Annotated in this window: 14 protein-coding genes; 12 read left to right on the top strand and 2 right to left on the bottom strand. The window is 35.9% G+C overall.

What is annotated here, in order from left to right; translation table 11 throughout:
- The first annotated feature begins 58 nt into the window (after positions 1-58).
- The 11 genes from K5S59_RS19250 (at position 59) to K5S59_RS19200 (ending at position 7,830) form a co-directional block, all read left to right on the top strand.
- Complete coding sequence (locus tag K5S59_RS19250) at positions 59-643, top strand: DUF3238 domain-containing protein (RefSeq protein WP_000247256.1); 585 nt, start codon at positions 59-61, stop codon at positions 641-643.
- A 131-nt stretch (positions 644-774) separates the two neighbouring features.
- Positions 775-1,359, top strand: coding sequence for a DUF3238 domain-containing protein (locus K5S59_RS19245; RefSeq protein WP_098258416.1), 585 nt, complete (start codon positions 775-777; stop codon positions 1,357-1,359).
- A gap of 199 nt (positions 1,360-1,558) precedes the next feature.
- On the top strand, positions 1,559-3,223 hold the full coding sequence (gene cdr, locus K5S59_RS19240) for a CoA-disulfide reductase (protein WP_098258417.1): 1,665 nt from the start codon (positions 1,559-1,561) through the stop codon (positions 3,221-3,223).
- 185 nt (positions 3,224-3,408) lie between these two features.
- Complete coding sequence (locus tag K5S59_RS19235) at positions 3,409-3,672, top strand: metal-sensitive transcriptional regulator (RefSeq protein ID WP_000456206.1); 264 nt, start codon at positions 3,409-3,411, stop codon at positions 3,670-3,672.
- 88 nt (positions 3,673-3,760) lie between these two features.
- On the top strand, positions 3,761-4,321 hold the full coding sequence (locus K5S59_RS19230; protein ID WP_220784078.1) for a sulfurtransferase TusA family protein: 561 nt from the start codon (positions 3,761-3,763) through the stop codon (positions 4,319-4,321).
- A gap of 68 nt (positions 4,322-4,389) precedes the next feature.
- Positions 4,390-5,520: an MBL fold metallo-hydrolase gene (locus tag K5S59_RS19225; RefSeq protein ID WP_098258419.1), complete on the top strand. Its 1,131-nt coding sequence runs from the start codon at positions 4,390-4,392 to the stop codon at positions 5,518-5,520.
- Positions 5,521-5,551: 31 nt separating this feature from the next.
- Positions 5,552-5,782, top strand: a complete 231-nt coding sequence (locus tag K5S59_RS19220; protein ID WP_002070570.1) for a sulfurtransferase TusA family protein — start codon at positions 5,552-5,554, stop codon at positions 5,780-5,782.
- Between the two features lie 30 nt (positions 5,783-5,812).
- Complete coding sequence (locus tag K5S59_RS19215; RefSeq protein ID WP_001092310.1) at positions 5,813-6,172, top strand: rhodanese-like domain-containing protein; 360 nt, start codon at positions 5,813-5,815, stop codon at positions 6,170-6,172.
- Positions 6,173-6,186: 14 nt separating this feature from the next.
- Positions 6,187-6,483 carry a rhodanese-like domain-containing protein gene (locus tag K5S59_RS19210; RefSeq protein ID WP_120449514.1) on the top strand — a complete coding sequence of 99 codons (297 nt, stop codon included), beginning with the start codon at positions 6,187-6,189 and terminating at the stop codon, positions 6,481-6,483.
- Between the two features lie 69 nt (positions 6,484-6,552).
- Positions 6,553-7,032, top strand: coding sequence for a DsrE/DsrF/DrsH-like family protein (locus K5S59_RS19205; protein ID WP_120449516.1), 480 nt, complete (start codon positions 6,553-6,555; stop codon positions 7,030-7,032).
- Positions 7,033-7,065: 33 nt separating this feature from the next.
- A complete protein-coding gene (locus tag K5S59_RS19200) occupies positions 7,066-7,830 on the top strand; it encodes a sulfite exporter TauE/SafE family protein (protein WP_000060738.1) in 765 nt (254 codons plus the stop codon).
- An 80-nt stretch (positions 7,831-7,910) separates the two neighbouring features.
- Here the strand turns inward: K5S59_RS19200 and K5S59_RS19195 are convergent, their stop codons facing one another.
- Together K5S59_RS19195 and K5S59_RS19190 are read right to left on the bottom strand one after the other, a co-directional pair.
- Positions 7,911-8,351, bottom strand: a complete 441-nt coding sequence (locus K5S59_RS19195; protein WP_000642361.1) for a hypothetical protein — start codon at positions 8,349-8,351, stop codon at positions 7,911-7,913.
- Between the two features lie 149 nt (positions 8,352-8,500).
- A complete protein-coding gene (locus K5S59_RS19190) occupies positions 8,501-9,709 on the bottom strand; it encodes an LCP family protein (protein ID WP_000437405.1) in 1,209 nt (402 codons plus the stop codon).
- Positions 9,710-10,023: 314 nt separating this feature from the next.
- Here K5S59_RS19190 and K5S59_RS19185 point away from each other — a divergent pair, with 314 nt between their 5' ends.
- The gene (locus tag K5S59_RS19185; RefSeq protein ID WP_098872166.1) at positions 10,024-11,022 is read left to right on the top strand and encodes a YhdH/YhfP family quinone oxidoreductase; all 999 of its coding nucleotides are present in this window, start codon (positions 10,024-10,026) and stop codon (positions 11,020-11,022) included.
- Positions 11,023-11,027 lie beyond the last annotated feature (5 nt).

Genomic DNA, 11,027 nt, shown 5'->3' with positions numbered 1-11,027 from the left:
CTATATCCTGTATAGTACAAATAATGATTTATATAAATAGAATTAACGGAGGTTTCATATGGTTAATATCGTAAAAATTAGAGGGAGTGTATTTGCACCGTATGCGTTGCTGAAGCCTATTAAGGACGCTGCAACAGGAAGAGTTTTTGAATACGCCGGAGATGCACGTGAATTTACACCGTACGCTGTAAATACAAAGCGTTCAAGATTAGAACAAGAAGTAATTGTTGATTTTTATAAAAGAGAAATTTTCTCATATGTAGATGCTTGTATCGTTACTGTGAAAATTACAAATTCAGATGGATCAATTGAGTATCAAAAAGGAGAAACAAGTACAGAAAACATTGTATGTACTAATATCGTATGGGCGGAGGATGAGGTTTCATTTGAAATGAGAGCAAGTGCAAGTAATCCGTTAAATGCGGCGGCACCCGCAGCAGATTATTTTTTGGTTATAAGAGTTAATACAAGTGGTATTGTGCATGTTGAAGGTTTACATGATGGTTTCCCTTGCTATGAATTTTATAAACAAATAGATTTTGGTTCATTTGAAAAAATATATACACATGATTTCAGAGAAACGAATGATACCCCAGCAGCACTAGCTGGAGAAATGGAATATAGCTTTAAAACGAAAATCTAGCTATAAATATAGCATCATTTGTAAGAAGGAAGTAGCCAACGTAAAAGAGAAAGATTTTAATTATGTGACTGAAATGGTGTTTTTTATTAAATAATGCAGTATATAAAATTAGAATTATAGAGGTATTTCTTATGACTAATATCGTAAAAATTAGAGCTAACGTATTTATTCCAATGTTTTGGACAGAACCACAGAAGGATGTACAAACAGGGAAAGTAATACAATTCGAAGGTGATTCACGTGAATTTACACCGCATGCGGTAAATACTATGCGCTCTAGAGTTGAGCAAGAGGTAGTAGTGGATTTTTATAAAGAAGAAGTGTTTTCATATGCGAACACAGGTATTACGACAGAGAAGGTTATGAATCCAGATGGTTCTGTGAATAAAAGAACAGGAAAAGCGAGTACTGAAAATATTGTGTGTACGAATATCGTATGGAATTCTGATAGTGTGCAATTTAAAATGAGTGCGAGCGCAAGTAATCCATTAAATATATATGCACCTCCTGTAGATTATGTATTACATGTATGTGTGAAAAAGGATGGTAGTATAGATGTTCAAGGAGAGCATGATGGATTCCCTTGTTTTGAATTTTATAAGCAAGTAGATTTCGGTTTATTTGAAAAAATATATACACATGATTTTAGAGAAACTGGTGATACAGCTGCAGCACTAGGCGGGGAAATGGATTATAGTTTTACAAAGAGATTATAGGAAGTATGACAATGGAACGATGTGTTGCTTCGTTTGTAAAGAACTTGGAGAAGTCTAAGTTCTTTTTTATTTGTTTCAAATTTGTGAAAGAAAGACATATATATTGAAAATGCTTTTTTTATATTTTATTATATACCCATACGGGTATGAGTTTTATTTTTGATACATTGAGAAAATAAATCATATGGAGGTTTGAAATATGTCTAAAAAAATTGTAGTAGTAGGTGGAGTTGCGGGCGGGGCATCAGTAGCTGCAAGGCTTCGTCGTTTAAGTGAAGAAGATGAAATTATTATGGTGGAGCGCGGTGAATATATTTCATTTGCAAATTGTGGCTTACCATACTACATTGGCGGTGTTATTACAGAAAGACAAAAGTTATTAGTACAAACTGTTGAAAGAATGTCAAAGCGTTTTAATCTAGATATACGTGTATTGAGTGAAGTAGTAAAGATTAATAAAGAAGAGAAAACAATTACTATAAAGAATGTAACTACAAATGAAACATATAACGAGGAATATGATGTTTTAATTCTTTCACCAGGGGCAAAACCAATTGTTCCACCTATTCCCGGTATTGAAGAAGCGAAGGCGTTGTTTACGTTACGAAATGTACCTGATACAGATCGTATTAAAGCGTATATTGATGAAAAGAAACCACGTCATGCGACGGTTATTGGTGGTGGATTTATTGGAGTTGAAATGGTTGAAAACTTAAGAGAACGAGGAATTGATGTTACTCTTGTAGAGATGGCAAATCAAGTAATGCCACCAATCGATTATGAAATGGCAGCATATGTACATGAGCATTTGAAAAAGCACAATGTTGAGCTTGTTTTTGAAGATGGTGTAGATGCATTAGAAGAGAACGGGACTGTTGTACGTTTAAAAAGTGGCTCAATCATAAAGACAGATTTGATTATTTTAGCAATTGGTGTGCAACCAGAGAGCAGTTTAGCGAAGGATGCAGGGTTAGCACTAGGAGTTAGAGGAACGATAAAGGTAAATGAGAGTTTTCAAACATCAGACCCACATATATATGCAATTGGTGATGCAATTGAAGTAAAGGATTTTGTTACAGAAACAGAAACGATGATTCCTTTAGCGTGGCCAGCTAATCGTCAAGGTCGCATGTTAGCAGATATTATTCATGGTCATACAGATTCTTTATATAAAGGTACGATGGGAACCTCTATAGCTAAAGTTTTTGATTTAACAGTTGCTGTGACGGGAGTAAATGAGAAGATATTAAAACGATTAAATATACCCTATGAGGTAGTACATGTACAGGCGAATTCTCATGCTGGATACTATCCGAATGCTACGCCAGTGCTAATAAAATTAATTTTTAATAAAGATAGCGGGAAAATGTATGGAGCACAGGCGTTAGGGCGTGATGGTGTAGATAAGCGTATTGATGTTATTGCAACGGCAATGAAGGCAAATTTAACTGTAATCGATTTGCCAGATTTAGAATTATCATATGCTCCGCCGTATTCTTCTGCAAAAGACCCAGTAAACATGGTAGGGTATGCAGCAAGTAATATAGTAGATGGTTTTGTGGAAACAGTACAATGGCATGAAATAGATCGTATTGTTGAAAATGGTGGATATCTTATTGATGTTCGAGAGCCTAATGAACTCAAACAAGGAATGATGACAGGCTCTATTAATATTCCGTTAGATGAATTACGTGATCGTTTGGATGAAGTGCCGGTAGATAAAGAAATATATATTACTTGCCAACTTGGTATGAGAGGGTATGTTGCATCACGCATGTTAATGGAAAAAGGATATAAGGTAAAGAATGTAGATGGTGGCTTTAAATTGTATGGGACAGTATTACCAGAACGTATTGTATATTAATATTTTTTCATCTTCCACTTCAAAATTTGGTGGAAGATGAAAGCCTATATAGTAAGGTTTCACTTCTTGTTTTACGCACATATAAGATAAACATTAAAAATAGGGGTTTACAAAATACCCCGCAGGGTATAATATGTTGTCATAAGCTATAAATAGTGACATAATGGTAATGAGGTGACTATAGAATGGAATATAATCAAGATATGAAAAATAGATTGAAACGTATTGAAGGTCAAGTTCGTGGTGTACTTCGTATGATGGAAGAAGGAAAAGATTGCCGAGAGGTTATTACACAGTTAACGGCATCTCGTTCTGCACTTGATCGTACAATTGGACTTGTTGTTGGGACAAATTTAGAGCAATGTTTGCGTGAGCAGTTTGAAAGCGGTAATGGTTCAAATGAAGAGTTAATTAAAGAAGCTGTTCAATTACTTGTAAAAAGCCGATAATCTGTCAAACATAAGTGTTGACAGATTTTCAAAAACATTTTAATATACCCCTACAGGTATATGTATATAAGTTATGGAGGAATCGAATATGAGTATAAAAGTGGATATGAATCTAGATTGTAAAGGTTTGGCTTGTCCGATGCCGATTGTAAAGACGAAGAAGGCGATGGAAGGGTTGACGTCAGGGCAAGTGATTGAAGTTCAGGCAACAGATAAAGGGTCTACTGTAGATATACAAAGTTGGGCGAGTAAAGTAGGTCATCAATATATAGGGAAGAAACAAGTAGGTGATGTATTGATGCATTACGTTAGAAAAGCAAATGAGCATGAAATGAATGAAATAGTGAAATATCCTCATACAATTACGAATTCGGAATTGGAAGAGATATTATTAAGTGGTGAAGAGTGTATTGTAGTAGATGTTCGTGAAGCGGCGGAATTCGCTTTTGGTCATATTCCATCGGCTGTTTCCATGCCTTTAGGAGAATTAGACAGTGCAGCGTTAGATCAGACGAAGCAAATTTATGTTGTTTGTCGAACTGGTAACCGTAGTGATGTAGCTTGCCACATGTTGAAAGAGAAAGGCTATGCAAATGTGAAAAATATCATTCCAGGCATGTTAGAGTGGCAAGGGAATGTGGAAAAATAAAGTGAAACTTTAATCAGTGAAGCGGGTTTTAATTTTCCAAATGAAAATATACCTATGGGGGTAATTAGATGGATGTTAAAGCATTACAAGCAAAAGATGTTGCAGAGAAAGTTTTATTCGGGGAGTTATTTATTTTAGATGTTCGTAATGAGGCGGATTATGAAGATTGGAAAATTGAAGGAAAAGAAGTTACTTCAATGAATGTGCCGTACTTTGATTTATTAGAGGGTGTAGATCATATTGCCAGTGAACTACCTAAAGATAAAGATGTTTTAGTAGTATGTGCAAAAGAAGGGTCTTCTATATTTGTGGCAGAGCAATTAACAGAGGCTGGATTAGAAAATATTTATTATTTATCTGGTGGTATGAAGGCTTGGAGTGAATATGTAAAGCCTATAAAAGTGGGAGATTTAAAAGATGGCGGAAGTATGTATCAGTTTAACCGTCTTGGAAAAGGTTGCTTATCATATATGGTTATTTCAAACGGTGAAGCAGCAGTTATTGATGCAGTAAGAACAGTTGAAGCGTATGAAGAGTTTGCGAAAGAGCATGGTGTTACGATTACGAATGTAATGGATACACATTTACATGCAGACCATATTTCTGGCGGACGTAAGTTAGCGGAAAAAGTAGGTGGTACGTATTGGTTGCCGCCAAAAGATGCGGAGGAAGTTGTGTTCTCATATAAACCACTCGTTGAAGGATCTGTTATTACGGTGGGGGGTACTAAAATTGAAATTGACGCATTATACTCACCAGGGCATACGATTGGAAGTACGTCATTTATTGTAGATGATTCCCATTTATTATCAGGCGATATTTTATTTGTAGATTCCATCGGGCGTCCAGACCTTGCTGGGAAAGCTGAAGATTGGGTAAGTGATTTACGTACTACTTTGTATAGCCGATATAAAGAACTATCTCAAAACTTAGTTGTGTTACCAGCTCATTATTCAAAAATAAGTGAAATGGATGAGAATGGTGTTGTGAGCGCAAAGTTAAAAGATTTATTTACGTATAATGCAGGGCTAAATATTGAGGATGAGGGAGAGTTTCGTAAAGTGGTAACAGAGAATTTACCACCTCAGCCGAATGCATATCAAGAAATTCGCCAAACAAATATGGGGCGATTAAATCCAAGTCAAGACGAAGAGCGTGAAATGGAGATTGGTCCAAACCGTTGTGCAGTTCATGAATAATGAAATAAACAAATAAAAAATGGAGGAATAGATGATGAATGTAAAACAAGTATTAGATGCGAAAGGTTTAGCATGTCCGATGCCGATTGTAAGAACGAAGAAAGCGATGGATACTTTACAAACTGGAGAAGTGTTAGAAGTACATGTAACGGATAAAGGGTCAGTTAAGGATATTCCAGCGTGGGCAAATAAAGGTGGTCATGACATCGTAAAGCATGTAGAAGAAGCTGATGTGCTGAAGTTTTGGATTAAGAAGGCGTAGTAGTTTCATAAATGTAGAGAGGTTGGTTATATGAATACAATATTAAGTACGCTCTTTATTGTACTGGCTGCAGGATTTGTTATTTCACGTTTTTTACCGGTAAAAGGTGTTCAAAATATAAGTGGAAAAGAATTAAAGAGTATAGCGGGAAAAAAGGGAAAACAATTTATAGATGTGCGTACAGTAGGTGAGTATAGAGGGAATCATATGAAAGGGTTTCAAAATATCCCACTAAATGAGTTAGCGAGTAAAGCAAATCAGTTAGATAAAAATAAGGAAGTAATCGTTATTTGCCAGAGCGGGATGAGAAGTAAGCAAGCAGCAAAGGTATTAAAGAAATTAGGGTTTCAGCACGTTATCAATGTTTCAGGTGGTATGAACGGTTTGTGAGGAGGGAATTAAAAATGAAAGAAATGACAGTAAAAGAATTAGAAGAAAAATTGTTGCGTAAAGAAGCAGTAAATATCGTAGACGTACGTGAAGTAGAAGAAGTAGCCGAGGGGAAAATTCCAGAAGCAAGTAACATTCCACTAGGACTATTAGAGTTTCGAATGCATGAGTTGGATAAAAACAAAGAATATATTATCGTTTGTCGTTCTGGCGGAAGAAGTGCACGAGCAGTTCAGCTTTTAGAGAGCTACGGTTTTCAAGCAATCAATATGGCAGGTGGTATGTTAGCGTGGGAAGGTAAAATCATATAGTGAAGTAAGTGATTTGAGCCTTTTTATAAACAGATAAATACCCCTACAGGTAATCGGAGGGAGAACAGCATGGAACAACAGAAGAAAACAACAATTGTTTTATTTAGCGGAGATTATGATAAAGCGATGGCTGCTTATATTATTGCAAATGGTGCAGCGGCGTATGATCAAGATGTGACTATTTTTCATACTTTTTGGGGCTTAAATGCTTTAAGGAAAGATGAACATGTGAAGGTAAAGAAAACGTTCATAGAAAAAGTATTTGGAAAAATGATGCCGCGTGGTGCGGATAAGATGGGATTATCAAAAATGAATTTTGCCGGTATGGGACCAAAGATGATTAAAGGTATTATGAAAAAACATAATGCGATGCCTTTACCAGATTTAATGGATTTGGCGAAAGAACAGGGGATTAAACTTGTCGCTTGTCAAATGACGGTAGATTTATTAGGGTTAAAAGAGGAAGAGATTATGGAAGGGGTAGAGTTTGCAGGAGTAGGAGCATATTTAGCAGATGCTTCGGATGGGAATGTGAACTTATTCATTTAAATCACCTTCTTTTTAGAAGGCGGGGGATATAAGGTGAGTTTAGTCGTATTACTTTTTATAATTGGGTTTATAGGATCGTTTATATCAGGAATGGTTGGAATTGGCGGTGCGATTATTAATTATCCGATGATCCTATACATTCCGGTATTGCTAGGATTTACTGGCTATACGTCACATGAAGTGAGTGGTATTACAGCAGTGCAAGTATTCTTTGCAACTTTTGCAGGGGCATGGGCCTATCGGAAAAGTAATGATATGGATAAAACGCTAGTTGTGTATATGGGAGCTAGTATATTAGCAGGAAGTTTCATAGGGAGTTTTGGTGCTAATGTATTAGAGGAACATACGGTCAATGTTGTTTATGCAGCGTTAGCAACAATTGCTGCTATTATGATGTTCGTACCGAAGCGAAATATTGGTGATAAAGTGAAATATAATAAATGGTTAGCAAGTTCGCTAGCGTTTATTGTAGGCGGAGCATCAGGCATTATAGGTGCTGGCGGTTCTTTCTTATTAGTACCGATTATGTTAGTGATTTTAAAATTGCCGATACGTACAACAATAGCGACATCTATTGCTATTACGTTTATTTCCTCAGTAGGGATTACGACTGGAAAAGTGATAACTGGGCAAGTAGTTGTAATTCCAGCTCTCATTATTGCGATTGCAAGTATCTTTGCTGCGCCGCTTGGAGCGCGAGTTGGGAAGAGGATCAATCAAAAAGCACTGCAATATATGTTATCGATTTTGATTGTAGGTACTGCTGTTAAGATGTGGATTGATATGATATCGAAATAAAAGGATGGGCTGCTTGCAGCCCATCCTTTTATTTATCTCGCTATTTGAAGGTAGTAAACGCCCGATTGGTGCAGGCTGATTTACGCCCAAATAACTTTCATTAAGTTTTTATATTCGTCATTTGCTAATTTATATAGCATTCTCGTATGTTCAAAGACAAGTGCTGGATTAAAGTTTGGTTCTGAGAATGCAAGTGATGCTGAAATATCAATTGCATTTTGCTTATTTAATGTGAATTTTGCAAATCGATAAGATGTGTTTAATTCATTGATAACGTGCAAAATATCATTTGTTGATGTTGCATCAGGTACGTGAGCAACATTGAAGCAGTATATATCTACAGTAGGATGTTCGTTTTGGAAAGCAGCGATTAGTTGAATTTTTGCGCCAGCTTCTGTCTCTAATCCTACTGAAAAATGAACAGAACCATCATTTTCATCTATATTTTCTTCCATGTATATATCGTTGGATTTTAAGTAGTCTTTAAAATCTGAGATGTTATGTTTTACTGCAGCTTTCATATGTATGAGCCCCCTGATAATTGGAATAGATTGCTACTATTTATTATAATTTAAAAATATTAAAAAAGATAGTTAGAAAGTTCTGATTTTTAGTTTCGGATAAATAAAAAAGAAGCAGTACTCTACCTCCATAGAGAACTGCTCCTTTTTTATTCATTGTCGTTAGACGATGTTTCTGTGTCTTCACTGCTATTTTTATTCTTATTTTTAGATTCGTTGTTACTTGATTCGCGTTCACTTGAATTTTCGGACTTAGATTCTTTTGTTTTCTCTGTGCTTGTTTTCTTCGAATCAGAGTCTGTTTTTGTATATGCAGGTAATCCAAGGTGAGCACGAAGATCGTTTGTAACTTTTGCTAATTCTTTTTTATCTGGATTGTAGTAATACGTTCGGCCGCCACCAGCAGATTTGCTACATGTATCGTCACCTTTTTCCATATAGCAGTCTTCACCTTGAATTTGTAATTTCTCAATTTCCGAGTCCGATCCGTACTTGTAGAATGAAAGCATATCATCGAATGTTAAGTTAGTAACGAATTGTCCGTTAATATCATCAATGATGTTACCAACTTTTGTTACAGATCCAACGCTTGTTAGTTTCTTTAAAATTGCTTCAATAACGAGTTGTTGACGTTGTCCACGCATTGCATCACTATCGATGTGGCGCGTTCTAGCAAGAGCAAGAGCTTCTTCACTATTTAGCTTTTGAACACCTTTTTTCAGATGAATTGCATCAGCATTATCATTGCTATCTTGTTCAGTAAATTCAACTGGTACATCGACTTCAATGCCGCCTAAATCATCGACAATTTTCATAAATGATTTGAAGTTAAACTTTACAAAGTAATCGACAGGAACATTCATTAATTTTTCAACTGCATCAATACTTGCTTGTGGTCCACCATCTTTTCCGTTTTTAGTAGAACCGTATGCATGAGCGTGTGTAATTTTATCTTTTTTCTTTTCCACTGGAATATAAGTATATGTATCTCGTGGAATGCTTAATAGTTTTACAGTTTTGCTATCTTTATTAAACGTTGCAAGTAATAGTGCATCCGTTCTTATAGCTTCACCATATTCTTTCCCGCGGACATCGCTTTCATCAACACCCATGACTAAGACAGAGACGTTATTTGCGATAGGTTTTACAGCTTTATCACGTAAATCAGATTTATCACCGCGTGCTAAATCGTGTGCGGCATTTCGAACAGCAGAAGATGCTTTATTTACTAAAAACCAAGTATAACCGCCACCTATTATTAAAAAGAATAGAATAACGCTTATAATAATTTTTGTTTTTTTCTTACCTTTTTTCGGTTTACTGCGTGTATTTTCTTGCAAAGATGGGTTTTGCTCCATTTCTTGTACTCCTTCATTTGGATTGAAATACGACACTCATATCCACTTATTATAATGAAATTTGACGAAAAAAAACATTACAAATCATTTACATTTCGTAAAAATTCAATATATTTATAAAAAGTCAGATTTTTTATATTTTATTTTTGAGATGTAGAATAAGTATAAGTTGTTTTAGTAGAAATGAAAATATGTATTGTGAGAAAGTAATAGAGAAGTAAGATTTGTTGAAATATAGCCAAGAAGAAATGAGTAGGTTTACTTATTTCTTCTATATAATAAAGAAGAAATTTACGGATAAAGGAGAGAGCATAATGAATCATACATCATTCCGAGCAATCGTTGTGAACGAAACAGAAAGTAAGCAGTTTGTAAGAAACGTTGTAGAGAGAGAAGTAAGTAGTTTATCTGAGGGAGACGTATTAATACAGGTTCATTATTCTTCATTAAATTATAAAGATGCTCTTTCAGCCACGGGTAATAAAGGTGTTACGAGAACATACCCTCATACGCCAGGGATTGATGCAGCAGGAGTGGTTGTGAGTAGTGCAGATGAAACCATTAAGGTAGGAGACCAAGTTATTGTAACGGGATATGATTTAGGGATGAATACTTCTGGTGGTTTCGGAGAGTATATTCGCGTGCCAGCATCTTGGATCATCTCTTTACCAGAGGGAATGTCATTAAAGGAAAGTATGATGTACGGGACAGCAGGTTTTACAGCTGCTTTATCAGTATATAAGCTTATTGGAGCAGGCATCACGCCTAATATGGGAGATGTGTTAGTAACGGGTGCCACAGGCGGCGTGGGGAGTGTAGCTGTTAGTATTTTAAGTAAGGTAGGATTTAACGTAGTAGGAGCGACAGGGAAAATGGAAGAGAAAGAGATGCTACTACGTCTAGGAGCGAAAAAAGTGATTCATCGTACGGAGTTGAATGATGAATCAGGAAGACCAATGTTAAAAGGGATATACGCCGGGGTTATCGATACTGTAGGTGGAAATATGCTAGAAACCGCTTTAAAAACAGTAAAGTATGGTGGTTGTGTAACGACATGCGGTAATGTGGCAGGTCAGGAATTACAAACAACGGTATATCCGTTTATTTTGCGAGGTATAAGCCTATTAGGGATAGATTCTGTGCAATGCCCAGTGGATGTGAGAAGAGATGTGTGGACGCTCTTAGCAAGTGAATGGAAAAATAATGAGTTACTATCTTATACAGAAGAATGTACATTAGAAGAGTTAGATGAGAAGTTTACACTTATATTGCAAGGAAAGTTAAAAGGAAGAACGGTTGTAAATATGAAATGAAAAAA

This window comes from Bacillus sp. BML-BC051, from assembly GCF_019656175.1.
Taxonomy (GTDB): Bacteria; Bacillota; Bacilli; order Bacillales; family Bacillaceae_G; genus Bacillus_A; species Bacillus_A mobilis.
Note: the sequence above shows the minus strand (reverse complement) of the source record. Positions and strands in the feature narration are given on the sequence as shown.